This window comes from Lentzea sp. NPDC055074 (assembly GCF_053608005.1).
Genome location: NZ_JBSGUQ010000017.1, coordinates 64439 through 86595, shown reverse-complemented (window position 1 = coordinate 86595; position 22157 = coordinate 64439). Strand labels below are relative to the sequence as shown.

Sequence of the window (22157 nt, the reverse complement as noted above, 5' to 3'; positions counted from 1 at the left end):
ACGAGGCCAGAAGCAACCGGCAAGCGAAGGCGTCCTGATGTGTTCACCAGGAGTTCAGACTTGTTATGACATGTATCGTGGGCGGCATGGAGATGCCCCTGCACGAGCGCATCGCGGCCGACCTGCGCCGCCGCATCGCCTCCGGTGAGCTGGCCGTCGGAGATCCCGTGCCCTCCGAGTCGCAGCTGTGCGCCCAGTGGAACGCCTCGCGCGCACCGGTGAGGCAGGCGCTCACGTCGTTGCGGGCCGAGGGCATGATCGGTGGCGGCCGCGGCAAGCCCGCCGTGGTGCGGCGGCACACGTTGTCGCAGCCGTTCGAGACGTTCCTGTCGTTCTCCAGCTGGGCCGCGGGCCTCGGGCACGTGCCGGGGCAGCGGACCCTGGAGATCGCGCGCCGCGGGGCCGACGCCGACATCGCGGACGCCCTGCAGCTCGACGAGGGCACGCCGGTCGTGCAGTTGCTCCGGCAGCGGCTGATCGACGGGCGGCCGACGATGCTGGAGCGCACCACGTTCGTGGAACCCGTGGGGCGCCTGCTCTTCGACTTCGACTGCGACAGCGGGTCGCTCTACGCGCACCTCGCCGAGCAGGGGGTCGACATGACCGTTGCGCGGCACCAGATCGACGCTGTCGCGGCGGACGCCAAGGACAGCGAGCTCCTCGAAGTCGCCCAGGGGTCACCGCTTCTGCGGGAGCGGCGACGGGCGTCCGGAGTGGACGGACGGCCGGTCGAGTACTCCGACGACCGCTACCGGCCCGACATGGTCAGCTTTTCGATCGAGAACTCCCAGCAGGCGCACCCGGCGCTGCTGCGGGACTGGAGGGCATCGTGAACGGCGCGGTGAAGGTCGACCTGGTCGTGCTGGACATCGCCGGTACCACCGTGGAGGAGCACGGGCTGGTCTACCGGGCGTTGGCGGACACCGTGATCGCGGCCGGCGGGTCGGCGCGGGACGTCGGCAGGTGGATGGGCGCGGACAAGTACGAGGCGATCTCCGCGATGCTGGGGAGGTCCGAAGTGGACGAGGAGTTCGCGGACTTCCACACCCGGCTCGCGAAGTACTACGCCGAGACACCGCCGACGCCGATCCCGGGCGTGCCGGAAGCGTTGGCGCGGTTGCGGGGCAACGGCGTCAAGGTCGCGCTGACCACCGGCTTCGACCGGCCGGTCGTGGACGGGCTGCTCGACGTTCTCGGCTGGCGCGAAGGCGTGCTGGACGCGGTGGTGTGCGTGGACGACGTGCGGGCGGGGCGTCCGGCGCCGTACATGATCCACCGGGCGATGGAGCGGACGGGAGCGCGGGACGTCCGGCGCGTGCTGACCGCCGGTGACACCACCCGGGACCTGGAGGCCGGCACGAACGCGGGCGCGGGATTCGTGGTCGGGGTGTTGACCGGCAGCCAGACGGCGGACGAGCTCCGCGCCGCGAAGCACACGCACCTGCTCGGCAGCGTCGCCGAGATCCCGGCCCTGGTCGGCGAACGCCCCGACTACGCCCTCCGCGACTCTCGGCCGTAGCTCTCACCGAACAGACTTGCGGGACAGGGCTAGGCGCTGTCCCGCAAGTCTCATGGGGCGACAGTAGCGGCCGAGGGACCCGGAGGCGGCACCGCCTCCGGGTCTCTCGCCCGCGCCTGTCACCGAACGAACTTGCAGGACAGCGCCTAGTCGAGAGCCGCGGTGTGGCGGAGCTGCTCCGGAGTCGGATCCGCCACCAGCACCCGCACCGCGTCCGCGAACTGGTCGAACCGCCGATCGAACTCGGCCAGCTCGCGCGAGGGCTCGGCGACCAGGGCCGCCCGCCCGGCCCGGGGCACCGCGGTGGCCAGCGCGTCACGCAGCGGCTGGGCCCGGCGCAACGCCACGAGCAACGTCCACAGCCGCTGCTCGACCAGCGCCACCTGCACCGGGTCGCCGGACACGCGCAGGAAGTCCGAACGCACCGCCGTCGCGCGACGGCGCTGCACCGGGCAGGTGAAGTCGTCGGCCCGCACGACCTGCGTCTCGGGAGCAGATCGGGCGAGCGACTCCTCCGACCGGAACCGCCGTACCGGCACGGCCCCGGCCGGGTCCCACATCCACCAGGACGTCATCCGACCAGGTCGTCCGCGTCGACGATCTTGTAGGCGTAGCCCTGCTCGGCGAGGAAGCGCTGGCGGTGCGCGGCGTAGTCGGTGTCGAGGGTGTCGCGGGCGACGACGGAGTAGAAGTGCGCCTGCCGGCCGTCGCCCTTGGGGCGCAGGATCCGGCCGAGGCGCTGGGCCTCCTCCTGCCGCGAGCCGAAGGTGCCGGACACCTGGATGGCGACGGACGCCTCGGGGAGGTCGATGGAGAAGTTCGCGACCTTCGAGACCACCAACGTGCGGATCTCGCCGCGGCGGAACCGGTCGAAGAGCTCCTCGCGCTCCTTGTTCTTCGTCGATCCCTTGATCACCGGCGCCCCCAGTTCCTCACCGAGCTCGTCGAGCTGGTCCAGATAAGCACCGATCACGAGGGCCGGCTCGTCGGGATGGCGTTCCAGGACGCGGCGGACCACCGGGATCTTGGTCCGGGCCGTGGAGCAGAGCTTGTAGCGCTCCTCGGGTTCGGCGGTGGCGTACTGCAGGCGCTCGTTGTCCGTCAGCGTCACCCGGACCTCGGTGCACTCGGCGGGCGCGATCCAGCCCTGCGCCTCGATGTCGCGCCACGGCACGTCGTAGCGCTTCGGGCCGATCAACGAGAAGACGTCGCCCTCCTGGCCGTCCTCGCGGACCAGCGTCGCCGTGAGGCCCAGGCGCCGGCGCGACTGCAGGTCGGCCGTCATCCGGAACACCGGCGCGGGCAGCAGGTGGACCTCGTCGTAGACGATCAGGCCCCAGTCGCGCGAGTCGAACAGCTCCAGGTGCTTGTACTCGCCCTTCGACTTGCGGGTGATCACCTGGTAGGTCGCGATCGTGACCGGGCGGATCTCCTTGCGCTCACCGGAGTACTCGCCGATCTCGTCCTCGGTCAGCGAGGTGCGCGCGATCAGCTCCCGCTTCCACTGCCGGCCCGCCACGGTGTTCGTGACCAGGATCAGCGTGGTCGCCTGGGCCTCGGCCATGGCGGCCGCGCCGACCAGCGTCTTGCCCGCGCCGCACGGCAGCACGACGACGCCGGAGCCGCCCGCCCAGAACGTCTGGGCGGCCAGGCGCTGGTAGTCGCGCAGCTTCCAGCCGTCCTCCTCCAGCGCGATCGCGTGCGCCTCGCCGTCGACGTACCCGGCCTCGTCCTCGGCCGGCCAGCCGACCTTGAGCAGCAGCTGCTTGAGCCGCCCGCGCTCGCTCGGGTGCACGATGACGGTGTCGTCGTCGATGCGGGCCCCGAACATCGGCGCGATCTTCTTGTTGCGGAGCACCTCCTCGAGCACCGCCCGGTCGTTGGTGTGCAGCACCAGCCCGTGCGCCGGGTTGTTGGCGAGCACCAGCCGGCCGAACCGGCTCATCGTGTCGACCACGTCCACCAGCAGCGGCTGCGGCACCGGGTAGCGGCTGAACCGCACCAGCGCGTCGACCACCTGCTCGGCGTCGTGCCCGGCCGCCCGCGCGTTCCACAACGCGAGCGGCGTCACGCGGTAGGTGTGCACGTGCTCCGGAGCCCGCTCCAGCTCGGCGAACGGCGCGATGGACGTGCGCGCGTCGTCGGCGAGCGGGTGGTCGACCTCGAGCAGCAGCGTCTTGTCCGACTGGACGATCAAAGGGCCATCGGTCACGCCCACAAGTCTCCCTGACGACGCCAAATGCGTTCGACCTGCGTCAACTGGTGACGACAACTGTGAGGCGACACACGCAGCCAACACGCGGTGTCGTACGTTCTCGCCCATGAGCACCGAGTCGACTGATCCCGTCGAGCCGCCGGCCACGGTGGTACCGGCTCCCGAAGGGGCCGAGACCGACGAGTCGCCCAAGAACAACAACTGGCTGAAGTTCGTCATCGTCGGCGTGCTGGCGGTCGTCCTGGTCGGCGGGGGCGTGTGGGCGCTCACGTCGCTCGGCGGCACCAAGGTCGGCGACTGCGTCAGCGCCTCGCCGAAGGACGTGGACAAGCCGGACGGCGACTGGAACCTGTCCTCGAAGAGCTGCAGCGACGCGGATGCCAGCCATCGGGTCGCGAAGGTGCTGCAGAACGCCGACGAGGACCAGTGCTCCACCGAGGGCATCTACGACCAGATCAAGTCCGGCAGCGAGTCGATGTGCCTCATGCCGAACCTCGTCGAGGGCAACTGCTACACGTCGAACGACAACGGCGCCTTCCAGAAGGAGGCGTGCACGACCGAGTCCCCGGTGAAGATCGTGAAGAAGGTCGACGGTCTGCCGGAGGAGGGCACGGTGTGCCCCGAGGGCTCCAGCGAGCTGCGGTTCGCCGAGCCGGCCTCGGTCTACTGCATGGGTGTCCACGAAGGATCCTGATCGGGTGAACTCGGTTGAGTTGAACCCCTTCTGAAGCCGATACCCAGGCCATGAAGAAGGTCGGCCTGGGTATCGCCGTTGTCCTCGCGCTCGTGCTGCTGGGCGGGTTCGTCGTGAACCAGCTCGGCGACGTGGCCGCGACGGCGCGGGCGGGCGACTGCGCGAAGATCTCCGGCGCGCTCGACAACCCGCGCTACGAGGCCCTCGACTGCGGGTCCGAGCAGGCCAACGTCAAGATCGCGAAGGTCCTCGACTGGAACGAGAAGACCTGCCCGTCCGGCGGCATGGACTACTCGACGTACACGGGTGACGCCACGCTGTGCCTCATGCCGAACTTCGTCGAGGGCGCCTGCTACGGCCAGGACACCGACAGCGGCATCGCGAAGGTCGACTGCTCCACGAAGGACTCGGTCAAGGTCGCCAAGGTGGTCAGCGGCAAGGCCGACCGCGCAGCGTGCGGGGACTCGCGCGCCGCGGTCTTCCCGGAGCCCGCGGTCACCTTCTGCCTGGAGCGCGGCGACCAGAAGCAGTGACCGGCCGCCGCGCAGGCCTCAGAAGTTGCGGTACGACCCGGTCATCGGGCCTTCGCCCGAGTTGAAGGTCTTGATCCAGCCCTGGAAGTCCGTGCCGTGCTTGGCGCAGCTCGACGGGGTGTCGAGCACGATGCCGTCGCGCTCCGCCCGCACGGTCCTGTTCCCGCCGTAGCTGGCCAGCAGGTACACCGTGTCGCCGTAGCGCAGGCTCCTGCCCTGCGCGTGCAGGCAGCCGTTGCCGTTGTTGCGGAACAGCAGGACCTGCCGTCCCGACCTGGTCGCGTAGCCGACCTGCGTGTACGAGTCCGCGTGTGCGGCCGGCGTGCTCACGACGGTCAGGCCCGTCACGGCCACCGCGCTCAGCAGAGCTGCCCTGAACCTCATGTGAATCCCCGAATTCAAGATCGTTTCCAGTTCTGGAACGGATCGTAGGGAGGTTCACCGCTCCTCGCCGGGTCAACAGGAGTGATCTTCCGGGAAAGCGCTCCACTCGCGACCGTCCACGTGGAACGCTGCGCTGCGTGATCATCGACGAGCCGTCCGTGCCCGGCAGGAGCCTGGGCAGGCGTGCGCTGACCTACACCCTCACGCTGCTCGTCGCGGCCGTCGTGATCTACGGGGTCTCCGAGTTCCTCGCGCCGATCACGGCGCCGAAGGCGGGGGACTGCGCGAACGTCACCGGCTACTCGGACGAACCGGACTTCGACGCCGTGAGCTGCGGCTCGTCGAGCGCGAACTACCTGGTCACCGGCAGCGTCGCGAAGTCGAAGGACTGCGCGAGCTCCTACGCGGACATGGTCACCACACGGGCGCAGGACCCGGAGGTCAGGGTCTGCCTCGTTCCCCTGTGGACGGAGGGCGCCTGCTACCCGTCGGGGTTCGGGCGCATGGAGCTCACGCCCGTCGAGTGCGGAGTGGACTCGTTCAAGGTGACCAAGATCAGCCACGACGTGCCGCCGCCGGCGTGCGCGACGGACGAGCAGAGGTACAGCTATCCCGAGGTGAAGCTGACCTACTGCACCGCGATCCCGTGACTGTGATCCAAGCGGCCGTAACGTTTCCGTAAAGCCCGAGCGCTTTGCTGCGCCGCGTGGCACTCTCTGCTCCGGCTGTGTCGGGGGGCATGGGCCATCTGGGGTATTGGGAAATGAGAGAACCGCATGAGCACGACTGAATCCGCTTCGCCCGCGTCAGCGCCGGAGCCCACGCAGGAGCCCGCGCCGAAGAAGAAGTCCAGCATCGGCAAGCGGATCCTCACGTACATCGTCGGCCTGATCGTCGTTGGCGGCGCGTTCTACGCCTTCAACTACTTCAGCAGCGACGTCGCGCAGGCCAAGGTCGGCGACTGCGCCGCGGTCAGCGGCACGTCGACCGCGCCGGAGTACAAGGCGGTCGACTGCGGTGCGGCCGACGCGAACTACACCATCGGCAAGACCGGTGGCACCAGTGAGGTCTGCGGCACCGGCTACGACGAGTACACGCAGACGCAGCGCCGTGGCCCGAAGACGAAGCTGTGCCTCGCACCGCTTCTCGCCGAGGGCAAGTGCTACGCCGAGAACACCGGCGGTGTCGGCGCGAAGGTCGTGGAGTGCACCGAGTCGGCCGCCTTCAAGGTGACGAAGGTCGTCAAGGACTCCGCCGCACCGCAGTGCCCCGAGGGTGAGGAAGCACAGTCCTTCCCCGAGGCGAAGCTGCACTACTGCGTCGGCGCGCCCGCGTAACAGGCTCGAACCAAGTGAAACCGGAGTCGTGTCCCACGGCTCCGGTTTCGCTGTCTTTCGCGTGACTCATCCGAGAGGAATCCAGTGACCGACCCCAACTACCCCCAGCAGCCAGGGCCCTACGGGCCGCCTCCCGGTGGACAGCCGCAGCAGCCCTACGGTCAGCAGCCCGGCCCCTACGGTCAGCCGCCCCAGCAGGGTTACCCTGGCCAGCCCGCGGACCCTTACGCCCAGCCCGGCCAGCAGCCCTACGGCCAGCCCGGTCAGCCGTACGGCCAGCCCGGCGACCCGTACGCCCAGCAGCCGCCGAACCCGTACGGCCAGGTGTCCGGCCAGCCGATGGGCCAGCCGATGCCCTACGGCCCTCCGCCCAAGAAGAGCGGCGCGGGCAAGATCATCGGTTCGATCGTCACCATCGTCGTGCTCGTCGGCGTCGGCATCCTGGTCAAGGTCCTGATCGGTGGCGGCTTGAGCGCCATCACCGAGCCGTCGGCCAAGCCGGGCGACTGCGCGAGCGTCACGGGCACCACGTTCAGCCCGAAGTACAAGAAGGTCGACTGCACCTCGACCGAGGCGAACTACTTCATCGCCAAGGCCATGAAGTCGACGACCGAGGCGTGCCCGAGCGAGGACTACGCCGAGTACACCGAGTCCGGCCGGCGGTCCTCGTCGCTGAAGCTCTGCCTGGTCGAGAAGCTCGAAGAGGGCAAGTGCTACCAGGAAGAACTCGTCAAGATGAACATGGAGGGCATGAAGATCATCGATTGCTCCAAGGGGGGCAACGAGTTCGCCGTCCAGAAGATCCTGAAGGTCGAAAAGGTCGTCAAGGCGGCCACCGCGGAGTGCGGTGAGGCGACCGCCATTTCCTATGCGGAACCGGCTCCGGGCATCACTTACTGCATCTCGGCCGTCGGCGGACAGTGACGAACCACTGACGAACGAGAAAGGCGGGCCGGCATTCCGGCCCGCCCTTTCTCATGCGATCCAGCAACTAATTCGTCGTGCCAGGCGGCAGCAGCTGCTGCACGTCCAGACGCCCGGACAGCACGTCCTCGGTGTCCATCATGTCGGCCACGCGCTGGAGCCTGATCGGGTTCAGCGACAGCGGGAACGTGCCCACCGACACGAGGGCCGCGGTAGGTGCGTCCACGTCCGCGTAGCTGGTCAGAGAGTCCTGCACGGCGAGCTTGTTGGCCTGCGCGCGCTGCTGCGCCTGGCGCAGCACGTCCCGGAACACCTTCATCGTCTTCGGGTTCGCCTCGGCGAACTTCTTCGACGACGCGTAGCCGGACATCGGGAAGTCCAGTGTCGGGCCGCGGGCGGTGTCGGTCACGATCTTCGCACCGATCTTGCGCTGCGCCTTCGTGATGAACGGCTCGATCATGAACGCCGCGTCGACCGTGCCTGAGATCAGCGCGTTCTCCATGTCGGCGAACGCCATGGAGGTGAACTTGATCTTCTGCTTCTCGACCGCGGCGGTGTCCAGCACGGCACGCGTGGTCAGCGCGCCGATGTCGGTCTCGCTGTTCACGGCGATGCGCGGGGCGGTCTTCTTGCCGGGGTCGTCGTAGTCCGAGTCGGCCTTCGCCACCAGCGCCATCGAGTTGGGGCCGGCCTGGTAGGCCTCGCCCTGCAGCTGCAGCTCGGTGCCCTCGGCGACCGCGCGGAAGAGGCTGACGTGCGTCGCCCACGTGAGGTCGAGCGTGGTGTCCAGCTGCTTGATCGCCTCTGCCTCGTTGGGCTGGGTGACCAGGTTGACCTGCAGTCCGGCCTTCTCGAACAGCTTCTCGGTCAGCGCGATCCGCAGCGGGGCGACGTCGACGACCGGCAGCACGCCGATGCGGATGACGTTGCGTTCCACGTCCGCGTTGCCGCCGTTCGACGAACCGCCGAACAGGCCGCAGCTCGCGGTCAGGACGCAGGTTGTGAGCACTGCGAAAAGCCGCAGAGCTGTGGCTCGGGTAGCCATGGCACCTCTCGCCGGTAGGGCTTGGGTAGCTTCGAATTGATCAGTGAGTGTCGCCACAGACCAGGGTGCCCGCAGTCCGAACTGCGAGTTCGGACGGACATGGGGTGTGCCGACAACCGGGGATGTTAACCACCTGAACGTATGAAACGACACCCCATCTCGATACGGTGAGTGCTTCTGGAGACTTCCCCAACACAGGGGGTGCCCATTACCCTTCCGGCTCGGGTGGCACAGGTCGTAGTAGACCGACGTGTCTTCAGACGGGGTAGGGCGCCTCACCGGGCGAACAACCTCTGTGCTGCAATTCGGCCCGTTTGACGAGTCCATGCTCGGTCCTGGGGAGAGACCGGGACACTGCTGCTGGAAGAGGAAGCCCAGAGTGGCCCGACGTGAGAGAGGTCCCAGCCAGTTTGGCGTGGGTGACACCACACGCTCCGAAAGGCCCGAATCGGGTGACGGACTGGCTGCGCTGGGTAACGGACCGATGAACGCGACACCGGACCCGGTGAAGCACGAGGTCGGTGCCGGACCTGGTTCAGGATCTACCCGATCCGCGGGGTGGCGCCTGCGCAACTGGCGGCTGCGCACCAAGCTGCTCGCCGTTCTGCTCATCCCGACTGTCTGTGCGCTCGCCCTGGGTGGTCTGCGCGTGCGCACCGACCTCCAGGACGCGACGGAGTTCAACAACCTCGCGAACCAGATCCGCCTCGAGACCGCGGTCGCGGACCTGGTGCAGCAGCTGCAGCGCGAACGCGACCTTTCGGTCAGCTTCGTCGCGTCGAACAAGAAGCTCGACCGGGTCGTCCTCGAGCGCCAGCTGCGCCGCGTGAACGACACCAGCGAGGCCTTCAGCAACAAGATCGCCGAGCTCAGCTCCGACCTGAACCCCTCTGCCGTGGAGCGGTTCCAGGTCGCGTTCAACCAGCTCAACCGCCTGAACAGCCTCCGCAACTCGGTGCGCGACACGCAGTACCCCGCCGAGGCCGTCCAGCGCACCTACTCGGAGTCGATCGAGACGCTCATCAACCTCGGTGAGCAGACGATCTCCGAGATCAACGACCCGGAACTGGTGCGACTGCACCTGACCACGAACGCCATCGCGCGCATCAAGGAGCAGGAGTCGCTCAAGCGGGCGATCCTCCTGGACGTCTTCCAGCGCAAGGCGTTCACGCCGTCCCAGCTGCGGTCCCTGCAGGCCGCGGACGCCGAGCTCGAGGCCGCGCGGAACGACTTCCGCAAGGCCGCGACGCCCGAGCAGGCGAAGATCTACGACGACACCGTCACCGGCCTCATCGTCGACAACGCGAACGACATGCAGGAATCGGCGATCAACCAGCAGTCGGGTGCGAAGGACTTCACGCAGGTCACGCCCGAGAAGTGGGACATCGCCGCCACGCTGACGGTCAACCTGACGCGCGACGTCGAGAACCTGCTGGTCGAGCAGCTGCAGACCAAGACCGACGACCTGGCCGGCGACACGCGCGCCAGGGCCTACGTCGAGTCCGGCATCGTCCTCGCGATCCTCGCGCTCGCGCTGCTCATGGCGCTGTTCGTCGCCCGCTCGATCCTCAACCCGCTGCGCACGCTGCGCCGCACCGCCCTCGACGTCGCTGACCACGGTCTTCCGGACGCGGTCGAGCGGATCCTCGCGGACGCCAACCCGGAGGACGCGGCCAAGACCGCCGTCGAGCCGGTGCCGGTGCACACGCGGGAAGAGATCGGTCAGGTGGCGCGCGCGTTCGACGCGGTGCACGGTGAAGCGGTGCGACTGGCCGCCCAGCAGGCCCTCCTGCGTGACAACGTCAACGCGATGTTCGTCAACCTGTCCCGTCGCTCTCAGGCCCTGGTCGAGCGCCAGCTGAACCTGATCGACCGGCTGGAGCAGGACGAGCAGGACCCGGACCAGCTGGCCTCGCTGTTCGAGCTGGACCACCTCGCGACCCGCATGCGCCGCAACTCGGAGAACCTCCTGGTCCTCTCGGGCACGGACCTCTCGCGGCGCCTGACCCGGCCCGTCCCGGCCGCCGAGGTCCTCGGCGCCGCGGTCTCCGAGGTCGAGCAGTACGCCCGCGTGCAGGTCGGCCAGACCCCGGACCTCACGGTTCAGGGCCGCGCGGTCAACGACCTCGTGCACCTCATCGCCGAGCTGCTGGACAACGCCACGGCGTTCTCCGACCCGGTCACCAAGGTCACCGTTCGCACGGCGAAGACCCGCAAGGGCGAGCTGGCGATCGAGATCCAGGACCGCGGCGTGGGCATGGGCGAGCAGGAGATCATCGACGCCAACGAGCGTCTGGCCGACCCGCCGGACGTCGACGTCGCCGTCTCCCGCCGGATGGGCCTGTACGTGGTCGCGCGGCTCGCCAAGCGCCACGACATCAAGGTCCGCCTGCGCGGCAACGAGGACATCGAGGGCGGCACGACGGCACTGGTGATCGTGCCGGAGACGCTCACCGCGATCCCCGGCCAGGCACCGGTCCCGACCCCGCCGTCCGGTTCCGGTGGGCTCGCCTCCGCGTTCGGCATGTCGCCGAACGCCTCGTCCCCGTCGATGTCGCCCGTGCCGATGCCGCTGGCACCGGCCGAGCACACGACGGAGATCGGCACCACCGCGACGAGGGCAAGCGGCATCGCCGGCGCCTTCGGCGGTGCCACCGGCGTCCAGCCGAGGATCGACGAGTCGAGCCCGAGCATCCCGGTCAGCTTCGTGCCGAGCGGGATCACCGACACCGGTGCGGGCGCGACGGCGATCCCGGTCTACAACGACCCGCCGATCGAGGACGTGACGCCCTCCGAGCGGTGGCGTCGTGACCAGCTCGCGGCGGTCGAGCCGGAGAGCTCGTTCGAGTCGACCCTCTTCACGGCCTACGAGGACCGCAACGAAGAGGCCGGCGAGATCTCGTTCGAGCCCGGCTACGAGACCACCCAGTTCGTGCCGATCCCCCCGATCGAGGACGAGCCCGCCTCGTCCAACGGCGTCTCGCGCGCCTCGGTCGACGAGGGCCGGCTCGACATCGGGATGGGGCACCGCAACGGAACCTCGGAAGCCTCGCGCAAGAAGATCGAGCACGACCTGGACGCACCGACGGAACGCCTCCCGATCTACGAGGCCGTCCTGTCGCAGTGGTTCCAGGCCGTGGGCAGCGAGACGTCCGCTTCGGCCGCTCAGCCGGTCCCTGCGGGCTCCGAGGACGATGCACCGGCCGCCACCAACGGGCACGTCGAGTCGAGGCTCGGCGGGACCGGCAAGGGCCAGGTCGAGTACATCGACGAGCCGCCGACCGTCCCGCCGCTCTCGGACGGGCCGGAACCGGAGCTCCCGACCCGATCCCGCAAGCCTGTACCGGCGGTGGCACCCACCACCACGTCGGCCGCTGGTCTTCCGGTGCGCACGCCGCGCTCGAAGGTCCAGCCGGCGGCCGAGGAAGTATCCGCACCCGCCGAGCAGGAGCGAGTTGTGGAACCCGAGCCCGTTGTGGAGGAGACTCCAGCGGCGGCACCCACTTCCGAGTCGGCTTGGCAATCGCCTGCCGATGAGGGATGGCATGCGGCTCAGGCGTTGTTGAACAAGACGCCGGAGACGAAGACCACGGCAGGATTGCCGAAACGGACACCGAAGGCTCAGCTCGTGCCAGGATCTGCAGCACCCAAGCCGCAGAGCCTGACATCGACAGCGCAGCGCCCGCCGCTGCCGCCCCGCACCGCCGACGCGGTGCGCGGACGGATGTCGAGCCTGCAGAGTGGTGTCAAGCGAGGCCGGCACGCATTGATCGAGGCATACGCTGGTGACCAGTCGAGCCGGCAGAACGAGGAGCAGGAGTGACGACCGCAGCGCAGCCAGGCAGCTTTGGTTGGCTTATCACCGACTTCGTGCGGAGGGTGCCCGGTGTGGCACATTCCGTTGTGGTGTCCGCGGACGGGCTGTTGCTCGCCGGTTCCCAGGGCTTGCCCCGGGACCGCGCAGAACAGCTTTCCGCGGTCGCGTCCGGACTGGTCAGCCTCACCCAGGGTGCTGCCCGCTGCTTCGAAGCAGGCGGGGTCAACCAGACGGTCGTCGAGATGGAGCGGGGTTACCTGTTCCTCATGTCGATCAGCGACGGCTCTTGCCTTGCCGTCCTGGCGGCACCCAACTGCGACATCGGCCTCGTGGCCTACGAGATGACGCTTTTGGTCGAGAGAGTCGGTCAACAACTCACCCCTGAGCTGCGCGCGCAGCTTCAGGGCGTGGTCCGTCGCTAGACCTCATCTGAAGTTCAGGGGTGAGAACCAATGGCTGGTAGATCTGGCGCTAGAGGCCGGGGCTTCGGTAGGAACTTCAACTACCAGGAGTGGGCTTCTGGCGGGTTTCAGTTCGACGAGCCTGACGCGATACCCCAAGAATCAGAGGAAGCTGAGGACGCACCCCTCGATGAGCGGGTTACAGGGCAAGGGCTAGGCGATATGTCTCAGCGTGAGGTGGACGACTCGTCGTCGTACCCGTACGACGACGTGCCGAACCGGTTCGACATAGACGGGTACGGCTCGGGGCTGTTCGGTGGCCCCGGCGCGGACCTGTTCGGCCAGCACGAGATGCCGGACGCGGTGCCGGAACAACTGCCGTACACAACTGGCTCGCATCCGGTGTACAGCACCGGAGGCCAACCGGCGTACAGCACCGGTGCGCAGCCTCAAGTGCGTCCGGAGGAGAATGCTTCCGCGGACTCGGGTTCACTGGTGCGGCCTTACACACGCACCGGTGGACGCACACGACCCGACTACGACCTGGCTATCGAGGCGCTGATTTCGACCAGCGAAAAGGGCCTCGAACGGGATGCCGCAGTACTTCCCGAGCACAGGTCGATCTGCGGGCTGTGTGTGGACACGCGGTCGGTGGCCGAGGTCGCGGCACTCCTACGCTTGCCACTAGGCGTCGTGCGGGTGTTGATCGGCGACATGGCAAGCATGGGTTTGGTTTTGATTCACCAGGGCGGTCTGGTCGTGGGGGACCGGCCTTCCATGGAATTCCTGGAGAGGGTGCTCAGTGGGCTTCGCAGGCTCTAGTCCCCAGGGCGCCGAGGGCGCACGGAAGCCGACGACGTCCGCCAAGATCGTGGTGGCGGGTGGCTTCGGTGTGGGCAAGACGACGTTCGTCGGCTCGGTGTCCGAGATCGTCCCGTTGACCACCGAGGCGGTGATGACCGAGGCCAGCGCGGGGGTGGACGACCTCTCCGCCACGCCCAACAAGGTCACCACGACCGTCGCGATGGACTTCGGCCGTGTGTCGCTCGACAGCGACCTGATCCTGTACCTCTTCGGTACACCGGGTCAGCACCGGTTCTGGTTCATGTGGGACGACCTGGTCCGTGGTGCCATCGGCGCCATCGTCCTGGTCGACACCCGCCGCCTGGCCGACGCGTTCGCCTCGATCGACTTCTTCGACGACCGGCAGCTGCCGTACGTCGTCGGCGTCAACTGCTTCGACGGCCTCCTCCACCACAGGCTGGAGGACGTGCGCGAAGCGCTGACGATCGACGAGTCGGTGCCGATCGTGACGTGCGACGCGCGCAACCGGCAGTCGACGAAGCAGACGCTCATCACGCTGGTGGAGCACGCGATGCGCCAGTGGATGTCCGTCCGCGCGGGCTGAACTCCTTCCGCCGGAGTACGACCGCGACACGACTGAACGAGGCGAGCGCCACCTTCGGGTGCGGCGCTCGCCTCGTTGTCGCGGTCTGACTCAGTTCGGTGCTCTGCCCAAGCGGTCGTCCCTTCGTCGTCTCCTCACCGCCGTCGTCGTCAGCCGATGTTCAGGCCGACACCGATGACCGCGCCGATGGAGATGCCGTCGAGCAGGCCGTGGTGGTGATCCCAGTCGTGGTCCCAGTCGTCGTCATCCCAGTGGTCCCAGTCGTGGTCCCAGTGGTGACCGGTGTCCACGACGAGGCCGACGCCCAGACCGATGCCGATGCCCTTGTCGGCGTCGGCCTGCGGCTGAACCGTCGGAGAGGCGACCGCCGCGACCGTCGTGGTGTCGGCGACGGGTGCGGTCACCTCGGCCGGCACCGGTTCGACGGTCGGCGCGACCGGCGCGGCGGCGGGCTGTGCGGCAGCGGGTGCGCGGTCGTCGTCCGTCGCGCTCACGTCGGCAGCGACTTCTGTGTCAGCTACCGCCGCGGCGTCCAGGACTCCTTCCACTTCCACTTCCGCGTCGGCGACCGCGTCGAGCTCGATCTCGAGCTCGGACTCGAAGGCGTCGACGTCCACATCGGCGCCGACGCCCGCGCCGACCTGAGCCGCGAGCCCCAAAGCGACCTGGACGCCACCGTTGGACATGACGCTGATGCCGGGGCCGGTGTCGATCGCGAGGTGGGCGCCGGCCGCGACGTCGAGCATGTCGACGTTGCCGCTCACCCCCACCGTCGCGTTGACGTTGTTGTCCTGCAACAGGACGAGGATCGGGTCGGCGTTGGCGGTGCCCGTCGAGAACGGCACGGCGAACGCCAGGGTCGTGATGGTGGCGGCGGCTCTCAAAGCCCACCGGGAGCTGGCCATCTGCGCAGGACCTCCTTGGTAGGTGGACGTGTCTCGGGTACGTCCACGCCAACCGACGCTAGGTCGCGCAACAGCCACGCAAGGGTGATCCGGATTTCCTACCGGGGGATGACCGACCGTCAGGCCTCGTCCACCAATGCGGCGGACGTGATGCGATGCAGAGGGAACCTCAGCACCTCTCCGTAGCTGTGGTCGTAGCCCTCGAGCACGCCACCCCCGACGACGTGCGGCTCGATCACGCGCTGTGCCGCCGTGCCGTGGGAGTCGACGAACCCGACGAGGACCTTGCGACGCGCCCGTGCGGCCTGCTGGAGCAACGACAGCGTCGCGGACGGGCCCGCGCCGAGGTTGCTGGGAACGGCCACGCGTTCACCCCGTGGTGTCGCCGCGGCGCGATCACCGGCCCGGACCAGCCGGACGAGTTCACCCAGCCGCTCGTCGGCGGGCACGGCGGGTGACGTCGGTGTGCGGGCACCGCGCTGCCTCGGCGTGGTCCGGCGACCGCCCGGTCGCAGGTCGAGGACCTGGCCGTCCGGGCCCTCCGCGGCCGGGGCGAACCCGGCCGAGCGCAGTCCGTCCAGCACGTCCGCCAGCGGCAACGGGCTGACGAGCACGGTCGGGGCGATCCGGCGCAGCTCCAGGCGGCCCGCCTCCGGGTGCGCGAGGACCTCGCTGATCAGCACCGAGTCGTCGCAGCGCAGGAACGAGCCCGCCGCCCCGCCGCGCAGCCTGCCGTGGCGGCGCGCCGCGTCGTCGATGAGGTAGCTCAGCGACTGCGGGACGGGCGTGCGCGACCGGAGCTTGAAGAGCTCCTGCAGCTCGTCGGCGGTGCGCCCGGCGTCGAGGGCGCGGCGGACGGTGGCCTCGCTGACCCGGTAGACCGTGGCGCTGCCGGCGGACTCGACGTTCGCGACCAGTGCCATCTCGTCCGCGAGCTCCGGTTCGAGGCGGCCGGGGGCGACGACGGTGAGGTCGGCCTGCACCAGCACGTGGTCGAGCGGCGCGGGCAGGGCGTCGCCGAGGGCCTTCGCGGCGTGGCCGGGACCATCTTCGAGCAGCACGCGGCCCGCGCTGGTGATCGCGCCGAGGGCGAGCACGCCGACGGCAGTGCCCTCCTCGACCGTCCAGCGCACCAGCTCGTCGCGCTGACGTCCACCGCGGCGCGGTGCGCGCCAGCCGAGCAGGGAGGCCAGGTCGGCGGGGTTCGTGATCGCGGTGCCCTTGGGGAACGCGGTCAGGGTCTCGAGGACCCACCGGCGGTCGCGCGGGGCCTGGGCGCGGCGGATCTCGTCCGCGAGCGGGTTGAAGAGCTTGTCCTTCTCGTCGCGGCGGCCGATCAGCGCGGGCAGCCGCGGCAGCTCCAGCCACGCGTGCGCGAGCGTGGCCCAGCGGACCTCGGTGGTGGCGGCGAGCCACACGTCGGCCTTGGTCGTCGGGACCCACTCGGGTTCGGCGGCCTCGGTGTTCGCGGCCAGGTCGGCGCCGACCACCAGCTCGATCAACAGGGCCGCGCGGCGTTCGTCGACGTCGAGGTCCTTGACCACCTTGCGCAGCTCGCGGACACCCAGACCGCCCGTCCGCAGCACCGGCGCGGGCTCGGCCGACCAGCTCGCGAGGAGGTTCTCGACGTGCCGGACCAGCTCCAGCGCCTCGCCGCCGCCGGTGGCGTCGACGCTGCTCTGCTGCAGCGCGGTGGTCTTCGGCTTCGGCTCGGTGACCTGGATCGGGCCGAGCGGGCGGTCGCCCCGCAGCGCGATGCCGATCTCACGCGGCAGCTCGACGGTGCCGGGGTCGCGCCGCAGCAGCAGACCGCGGGCGAGCAGCCGTTGCACGGGCGTCTCGGCCTTCTCGAGCGGCACGACGCGGGAAGCGTCCTTGGTGTCGCCGATGGGCGGTCCGGCGGCGAGCTTCTGCAGGACCCGCTGCTCGCCCTCGGTGATGCCGTCCAGGTCGTACGTCTGCCCGGTGGCGCGGCCGAGCCCGCCGGGGTACGCGCCGAACGCCTCCCTGGTGACGGGCGGGACCGACAGCGCGTCGTCGTCACCCCAGGCGAGCGCGAGCGACCGCAGACGCGCGAGGGCCTGCTTGAGAGGCCTGGGCTTCACGTCCGGGCCGAGCAGTTGTGTGGGCAACGACACGGGCTGGGCGTCCGCACCCGCCACGACCAGGGCCTCGAGCACCGCCAGCGTGAACGTGTCGAGGTCCTCGCAGGCGCGCGCGATCGACGCCCTGGTGCCGACCCGTGTCGCGAGCACGGACATATCGGCAGGTGGGGGCGTTGCCAGGTCGGGGCGCGCGCGCAGCAGCGCGACTAGGGCGACGTCGTCCTGGGCGCGCAGCCAGTCGGCGAGTGTGATGCCGGACATTCTCACCACGGTATATGGGCCGCCGGTGAACACATCGTGCTCTGTCACACTTGTGCCCGTCAGCAGGCGCGTTATGAGGAGGAGATCGTGGCGAAAGGACGCCCGGGACGGGTCGACCCGCACTGGCCGGATGGCCCGGACGGCGGTCACCCCGTCACCGAACTGACCAGCGACCTGCAGGGTGCGCTCTCCCCGTTCGGCTCGGTGACCTTCCCGCTGCCGGTGGAGGACCTCCCGTACAAGCACCCGGTGACCGAGATCAACAAGTCCTGAGTGGATTGTCAGGCCGGTCTTAAAACTCGCCGAGTCGGGTGAGTACCGCAAAGGGCCCGGGGATAGGCTCGTTTCCCGCTTGAGCTGTACTTCGTGGGAGGACGACGATGCCGGTCCCCGGCCCTGGTTACTCGATCACCGTTCGTCTGGAGGCGCCGCCGTCAGCGAGCGCCGCGGGTGACCTCACCTCGGCCGTCGGCCGCGCCGGCGGTGTGATCACGGCGTTCGACGTCGTGGAGTCGCACAACGACCGCGTCGTCATCGACCTCACGTGCAACGCCCTGTCGGCGAACCACGCCAAGGACATCACCGACACGCTGGAGACGTTGCCCGGCATCGTCGTCCGCAAGGTGTCGGACCGCACGTTCCTCGTGCACCTCGGCGGCAAGATCGAGATCTCGTCGAAGGTTCCTCTCCGGAACCGTGACGACCTCTCCCGCGCGTACACGCCGGGTGTCGCCCGCGTCTGCGAGGCGATCGCCAAGAACCCGGACGACGCGCGCCGCCTGACGATCAAGCGCAACACCGTCGCCGTCGTGACCGACGGGTCCGCGGTGCTGGGCCTCGGCAACCTCGGCCCCGCCGCCGCCCTGCCGGTGATGGAGGGCAAGGCCGCGCTGTTCAAGAAGTTCGCCGGCGTCGACGCCTGGCCGGTCTGCCTGGACACCCAGGACACCGAGGAGATCATCCGCGCGGTCGAGCTCATCGCTCCCGTGTACGGCGGCATCAACCTCGAGGACATCTCCGCCCCGCGCTGCTTCGAGATCGAGGCCCGCCTCCGCGAGAAGCTCGACATCCCGGTGTTCCACGACGACCAGCACGGCACGGCGATCGTCGTCGTCGCGGCCCTGCGCAACGCCCTGCGCGTCGTGAACAAGGACATCAAGGACTGCCGCATCACGGTGTGCGGCGTCGGTGCCGCGGGTTCCGCGATCATCCGCCTGCTGCAGGCGCAGACGCCCGGCGACATCATCGCCGTGGACGTCGACGGCATCGTGCACCGCGACCGTCCGGGTCTGGACTCGAACCTGAAGTCCATCGCCGCGTCCACCAACAAGGACAACCAGTCCGGCCGCCTGCACGACGCGCTGGTCGGCTCGGACGTGTTCATCGGCGTCTCGGCCCCGAACCTGTTCGGCGCGGAGCAGGTCGCGACCATGGCGAAGGACGCCATCGTGTTCGCGCTGGCCAACCCGGACCCCGAGATCGACCCGATGGAGGCCCAGCAGCACGCCGCCGTCGTCGCGACCGGCCGTTCGGACTTCCCGAACCAGATCAACAACGTGCTGGCGTTCCCCGGCGTCTTCCGCGGTCTGCTGGACGCGCACGCCCGGACGATCACCGACGCGATGCTGCTGGCCGCCGCGCAGGCCATCGCGGACGTGGTGGACGGGGACCGGTTGAACGCGTCGTTCATCGTGCCGTCGGTCTTCGACAACACCGTCGCCCCGGCTGTGGCCGAAGCGGTGCGCAAGGCTGCGACTTCCTAAGGCCTTCACGCACCGGCTGTAGCTCTCGGGCAGGCATACGATCGCCGTATGACCAAGCAGTTCACCCACCTGGACTCCCAAGGCGCGGCCCGGATGGTCGACGTCTCCGGCAAGGAGCAGACCACCCGGACCGCCGTGGCGACCGGCGTCCTGCACACGACCGCCGAAGTGGTCGAGCTGCTGGGCGCCGACGGCCTGCCCAAGGGCGACGCCATGGCGACGGCCCGGATCGCGGGCATCATGGCCGCGAAGCGCACCTGGGAACTCGTGCCGCTGTGCCACCCGATCTCGTTGTCGTCGGTGGTGGTGGACCTGGCACTGGCCGCGGACTCCGTCCTGATCACGGCCACCGTCCGCACCACCGACCGCACGGGCGTGGAGATGGAGGCCCTGACCGCCGTCTCGGTGGCCGGCCTGACGCTGCACGACATGGTGAAGTCGGTCGACCCCGCGGCCTCGCTGGACGCGGTGCGGGTGGAGCGCAAAGAAGGCGGCAAGTCCGGCCTGTGGGAACGCCCGTGAAGGCAGTGGTGATCACCGCGTCCAACCGCGCGGCGGCCGGGGTCTACGCGGACCGCAGCGGCCCGCTGATCGTGGAATGGCTTGTGGGGCGCGGGTTCTCGGTGTCCGATCCCGTTGTGGTGCCGGACGGTGAGCCGGTTCGTGAGGCTTTGAGCGCCGCGGTGGCTTCTGGTGCCGACCTGGTGCTGACCACTGGTGGGACCGGGATCAATCCCACCGACCGGACTCCTGAGGCGACTCGTGCCGTGATCGACTACGAGGTGCCCGGGCTGGCCGACGTGATCCGGATGTCCGGGTGGCCCCGGGTTCCCGGGTCCGTGTTGTCCCGCGGGGTGGCCGGGGTGGCCGGTCGGACGTTGATCGTGAACCTGCCCGGGTCCACCGGCGGGGTGCGGGACGGGCTGGACGTGTTGTCGTCTGTGGTCGAGCATGCGCTCGACCAGCTGCGTGGAGGTGACCATCGATGAGCGTGGTGCTGCGGGCCGTCGTGACTTCCGAGCCGTTGTCGGTGGAGGAGCACGCCGCTCTGGTCGCTTCTGACCAGGCCGGTGCTGTGGTCACGTTCTCCGGTGTGGTGCGGGATCACGACGGGGGGCGGTCGGTGCTGGAGTTGGAGTACCACTCGCATCCGTCTGCCCCTGATGTGGTGGCCGAGGTTGTTGCTTCTCTCGCCGAGAAGTACTCCGGGGTGCACGGGATCGCCGTGTCGCACCGGGTCGGGCCGTTGAAGATCGGGGATGTGGCTTTGGCCTGTGCCGTCGCCGCGGAGCATCGGGGGGAAGCGTTTTCCCTTTGTGCTGACCTGGTGGACGAGGTCAAGGCTCGGTTGCCGGTGTGGAAGCGGCAGGTGTTCGCCGGGGGTACCGATGAGTGGGTCAACTGCCCCTGACGGTGCCTTGCGTGCGGGTGCTGTTGCGTTGGTTGGTTCCTGTTCCAGCGGAGGGGTCGCCTTGCTGTGGTGGCGAGTCGCTTTGCGTGGGTGGTCCGTCAGGCAGTGACGAATCAAAGGCGTAGCGATTGGGGCTTGACCTCGAGCCTCTGGCGGGATGCTTGACGGCCGAAAAAGGGCCGGGCTGAAAAGCGCCCGGCCGTGCCCGCGAGGGTGGCATCCCGCCCCCTCGAGGTAAAGCCCCAATCGCAGTCGAGGGGCCTACCGCTTTACGGGCGGGCAGCAGGTTCAGACGGCTCGCTCCGCATCGCCACTGCTCGGGCTGACCATGCCCTTTTGCTCGCACGAGCTCGCTTCGCATCGCGGTTGCCGCGCCGCTGTCCGCTGGCGCTTCCCGCCGACCCCGCCCGTCGGACCCATCGGCTCTGCCCGCTGGGTCTGCCCGCCCCGTTGGCTCTGCCTGCCCAGCCCTGCGCGCCAGTCCTACCGCCAGCTAGCCCCGCTGGCCCTGCCCGAGGCTCGCCTTCGTCGCCCCTGCCCGCAGGCTCGCCTCCGTCGCCTCTGCCCGTAGACGCAGGCAGGGACCTCACCGTCGGGGGGTAACGGTGAGATCCCTGGTCCTGTGTCAGCCCACGTCAGAAGGGCTGGCCATCATGCGTCGTGCTGATCCGAGGCGTGAGCCGGGGAGGCTCAGATCTGGATCTTGTCGCCCGGGAAGATCAGGTCCGGGTTCGTGAGGAAGCCCTTGTTCTTCTCCACGATGGCCTGGTAGCCGCCGGCGACCTTGTTGGCGTCCGCGATCTTCGACAGGGTGTCGCCCGCCTTGATCTCGTAGTTGCCGTTCGGGTTCGACTTCGAGCCCGCCAGCTGCACGACCGGCGCCTGCTGCACCGGCGCAGCGGCCTGGCGCTGCTGCACCGGGGCCTTGCGCTGCTGCTGCGGGGCCGGAGCGGCCTTCGGGGCCACGCCCGTGTAGTTGCCGATCCGCTTGCTGCAGGTCGGCCACGCGTTGGGGCCCTGGCCCGCGAGCACTCGCTCGGCGACGGCGATCTGCTGCTCGCGGGACGCGTTGGCGGGGTTGCCCACGCCGCCGTAGCCGTTCCACGTCTGCTGAGTGAACTGCAGACCGCCGTAGAACCCGTTGCCGGTGTTGGCGGCCCAGTTGCCACTGGCCTCGCACTGCGCGAGTGCGTCCCAGTTCATTCCAGGGGCGGCGTTGGCGGTGCCAACGGCCAGGCCCAGCGGGGCGCCGGCGATGATGCCGACAGCCGCGACCTTGGCGATAGTGCGAGCGGCGGTGGAACCCTGCTTGCCCTTGTTGCCTCGGTTGAAAGCCATGTGCCTCTCGGTCCACCTCACCTGCTGCCAGGAACTCGGGTTCGGGGCCCGGTGCGTTCCTGCGTCCCAGTCCGGCGGTTTCTCTCGCTCGGGGTAA

Annotated in this window: 23 protein-coding genes; 16 read left to right on the top strand and 7 right to left on the bottom strand. The window is 69.1% G+C overall.

The features are described 5' to 3' along the window. Positions 1 to 86: 86 nt before the first annotated feature. On the top strand, positions 87 to 833 hold the full coding sequence (locus ACWF7A_RS31980) for a GntR family transcriptional regulator (RefSeq protein ID WP_452254229.1): 747 nt from the start codon (positions 87 to 89) through the stop codon (positions 831 to 833). Next, complete coding sequence (locus tag ACWF7A_RS31975) at positions 830 to 1519, top strand: phosphonatase-like hydrolase (protein WP_452254228.1); 690 nt, start codon at positions 830 to 832, stop codon at positions 1517 to 1519. The genes ACWF7A_RS31980 and ACWF7A_RS31975 overlap by 4 nt, the downstream gene beginning before the upstream one ends. A gap of 146 nt (positions 1520 to 1665) precedes the next feature. Here ACWF7A_RS31975 and ACWF7A_RS31970 read toward each other — a convergent pair whose 3' ends face one another. Both ACWF7A_RS31970 and ACWF7A_RS31965 read right to left on the bottom strand, forming a co-directional pair. Further along, positions 1666 to 2094 carry a hypothetical protein gene (locus ACWF7A_RS31970; protein WP_452254227.1) on the bottom strand — a complete coding sequence of 143 codons (429 nt, stop codon included), beginning with the start codon at positions 2092 to 2094 and terminating at the stop codon, positions 1666 to 1668. After that, positions 2091 to 3731 (bottom strand): DNA repair helicase XPB, encoded by a 1641-nt coding sequence (locus ACWF7A_RS31965; RefSeq protein WP_452254226.1) that lies wholly within the window; start codon positions 3729 to 3731, stop codon positions 2091 to 2093. Before ACWF7A_RS31965 ends, ACWF7A_RS31970 begins: the two co-directional genes overlap by 4 nt. A 109-nt stretch (positions 3732 to 3840) precedes the next feature. Between ACWF7A_RS31965 and ACWF7A_RS31960 the strand changes: the two genes are divergently transcribed. Continuing rightward, positions 3841 to 4428: an LppU/SCO3897 family protein gene (locus ACWF7A_RS31960; RefSeq protein WP_452254225.1), complete on the top strand. Its 588-nt coding sequence runs from the start codon at positions 3841 to 3843 to the stop codon at positions 4426 to 4428. A 50-nt stretch (positions 4429 to 4478) separates the two neighbouring features. Further along, the gene (locus ACWF7A_RS31955) at positions 4479 to 4961 is read left to right on the top strand and encodes an LppU/SCO3897 family protein (protein WP_452254224.1); all 483 of its coding nucleotides are present in this window, start codon (positions 4479 to 4481) and stop codon (positions 4959 to 4961) included. A gap of 18 nt (positions 4962 to 4979) precedes the next feature. Here the strand turns inward: ACWF7A_RS31955 and ACWF7A_RS31950 are convergent, their stop codons facing one another. Continuing rightward, positions 4980 to 5345, bottom strand: coding sequence for a hypothetical protein (locus tag ACWF7A_RS31950; protein ID WP_452254223.1), 366 nt, complete (start codon positions 5343 to 5345; stop codon positions 4980 to 4982). Between the two features lie 137 nt (positions 5346 to 5482). On the opposite strand from ACWF7A_RS31950, the gene ACWF7A_RS31945 reads away from it, so the two are divergent. From ACWF7A_RS31945 to ACWF7A_RS31935, 3 genes are all read left to right on the top strand, one after another. Continuing rightward, positions 5483 to 5995 (top strand): LppU/SCO3897 family protein, encoded by a 513-nt coding sequence (locus ACWF7A_RS31945; RefSeq protein WP_452254222.1) that lies wholly within the window; start codon positions 5483 to 5485, stop codon positions 5993 to 5995. Positions 5996 to 6121: 126 nt separating this feature from the next. Beyond that, positions 6122 to 6682 (top strand): LppU/SCO3897 family protein, encoded by a 561-nt coding sequence (locus ACWF7A_RS31940; RefSeq protein WP_452254221.1) that lies wholly within the window; start codon positions 6122 to 6124, stop codon positions 6680 to 6682. An 84-nt stretch (positions 6683 to 6766) separates the two neighbouring features. After that, positions 6767 to 7606: an LppU/SCO3897 family protein gene (locus ACWF7A_RS31935; protein WP_452254220.1), complete on the top strand. Its 840-nt coding sequence runs from the start codon at positions 6767 to 6769 to the stop codon at positions 7604 to 7606. Between the two features lie 67 nt (positions 7607 to 7673). Here ACWF7A_RS31935 and ACWF7A_RS31930 read toward each other — a convergent pair whose 3' ends face one another. After that, entirely contained in the window at positions 7674 to 8615 is a 942-nt protein-coding gene (locus ACWF7A_RS31930) for an ABC transporter substrate-binding protein (RefSeq protein WP_452254219.1), read from the bottom strand. 520 nt (positions 8616 to 9135) lie between these two features. On the opposite strand from ACWF7A_RS31930, the gene ACWF7A_RS31925 reads away from it, so the two are divergent. The 4 genes from ACWF7A_RS31925 (at position 9136) to ACWF7A_RS31910 (ending at position 14277) form a co-directional block, all read left to right on the top strand. Further along, on the top strand, positions 9136 to 12474 hold the full coding sequence (locus ACWF7A_RS31925) for a nitrate- and nitrite sensing domain-containing protein (RefSeq protein WP_452254218.1): 3339 nt from the start codon (positions 9136 to 9138) through the stop codon (positions 12472 to 12474). Next, a complete protein-coding gene (locus ACWF7A_RS31920; RefSeq protein WP_030470879.1) occupies positions 12471 to 12890 on the top strand; it encodes a roadblock/LC7 domain-containing protein in 420 nt (139 codons plus the stop codon). Before ACWF7A_RS31925 ends, ACWF7A_RS31920 begins: the two co-directional genes overlap by 4 nt. A gap of 216 nt (positions 12891 to 13106) precedes the next feature. Then, the gene (locus ACWF7A_RS31915; protein WP_452254217.1) at positions 13107 to 13691 is read left to right on the top strand and encodes a DUF742 domain-containing protein; all 585 of its coding nucleotides are present in this window, start codon (positions 13107 to 13109) and stop codon (positions 13689 to 13691) included. After that, positions 13672 to 14277 carry a GTP-binding protein gene (locus ACWF7A_RS31910; RefSeq protein WP_030470877.1) on the top strand — a complete coding sequence of 202 codons (606 nt, stop codon included), beginning with the start codon at positions 13672 to 13674 and terminating at the stop codon, positions 14275 to 14277. Before ACWF7A_RS31915 ends, ACWF7A_RS31910 begins: the two co-directional genes overlap by 20 nt. Before the next feature lie 149 nt (positions 14278 to 14426). Here ACWF7A_RS31910 and ACWF7A_RS31905 read toward each other — a convergent pair whose 3' ends face one another. Continuing rightward, positions 14427 to 15182, bottom strand: coding sequence for a hypothetical protein (locus ACWF7A_RS31905; protein ID WP_452254216.1), 756 nt, complete (start codon positions 15180 to 15182; stop codon positions 14427 to 14429). A gap of 119 nt (positions 15183 to 15301) precedes the next feature. Beyond that, on the bottom strand, positions 15302 to 17548 hold the full coding sequence (locus ACWF7A_RS31900; protein WP_452254215.1) for a helicase-associated domain-containing protein: 2247 nt from the start codon (positions 17546 to 17548) through the stop codon (positions 15302 to 15304). Between the two features lie 87 nt (positions 17549 to 17635). Between ACWF7A_RS31900 and ACWF7A_RS31895 the strand changes: the two genes are divergently transcribed. The 5 genes from ACWF7A_RS31895 to ACWF7A_RS31875 all read left to right on the top strand — a co-directional run bounded on the left by ACWF7A_RS31895 (position 17636) and on the right by ACWF7A_RS31875 (position 20722). After that, a complete protein-coding gene (locus ACWF7A_RS31895) occupies positions 17636 to 17821 on the top strand; it encodes a hypothetical protein (RefSeq protein ID WP_452254214.1) in 186 nt (61 codons plus the stop codon). A 107-nt stretch (positions 17822 to 17928) separates the two neighbouring features. Beyond that, a complete protein-coding gene (locus ACWF7A_RS31890; protein WP_452254213.1) occupies positions 17929 to 19311 on the top strand; it encodes a malic enzyme-like NAD(P)-binding protein in 1383 nt (460 codons plus the stop codon). A gap of 48 nt (positions 19312 to 19359) precedes the next feature. Beyond that, positions 19360 to 19833: a cyclic pyranopterin monophosphate synthase MoaC gene (moaC, locus tag ACWF7A_RS31885; RefSeq protein ID WP_452254212.1), complete on the top strand. Its 474-nt coding sequence runs from the start codon at positions 19360 to 19362 to the stop codon at positions 19831 to 19833. Further along, a complete protein-coding gene (locus tag ACWF7A_RS31880) occupies positions 19830 to 20300 on the top strand; it encodes a MogA/MoaB family molybdenum cofactor biosynthesis protein (RefSeq protein ID WP_452254211.1) in 471 nt (156 codons plus the stop codon). The genes moaC and ACWF7A_RS31880 overlap by 4 nt, the downstream gene beginning before the upstream one ends. Beyond that, on the top strand, positions 20297 to 20722 hold the full coding sequence (locus ACWF7A_RS31875; RefSeq protein ID WP_452254210.1) for a molybdenum cofactor biosynthesis protein MoaE: 426 nt from the start codon (positions 20297 to 20299) through the stop codon (positions 20720 to 20722). Before ACWF7A_RS31880 ends, ACWF7A_RS31875 begins: the two co-directional genes overlap by 4 nt. 690 nt (positions 20723 to 21412) lie before the next feature. On the opposite strand, the gene ACWF7A_RS31870 is transcribed toward ACWF7A_RS31875, so the two are convergent. After that, positions 21413 to 22060, bottom strand: coding sequence for a transglycosylase family protein (locus tag ACWF7A_RS31870; protein ID WP_452254209.1), 648 nt, complete (start codon positions 22058 to 22060; stop codon positions 21413 to 21415). Positions 22061 to 22157 lie beyond the last annotated feature (97 nt).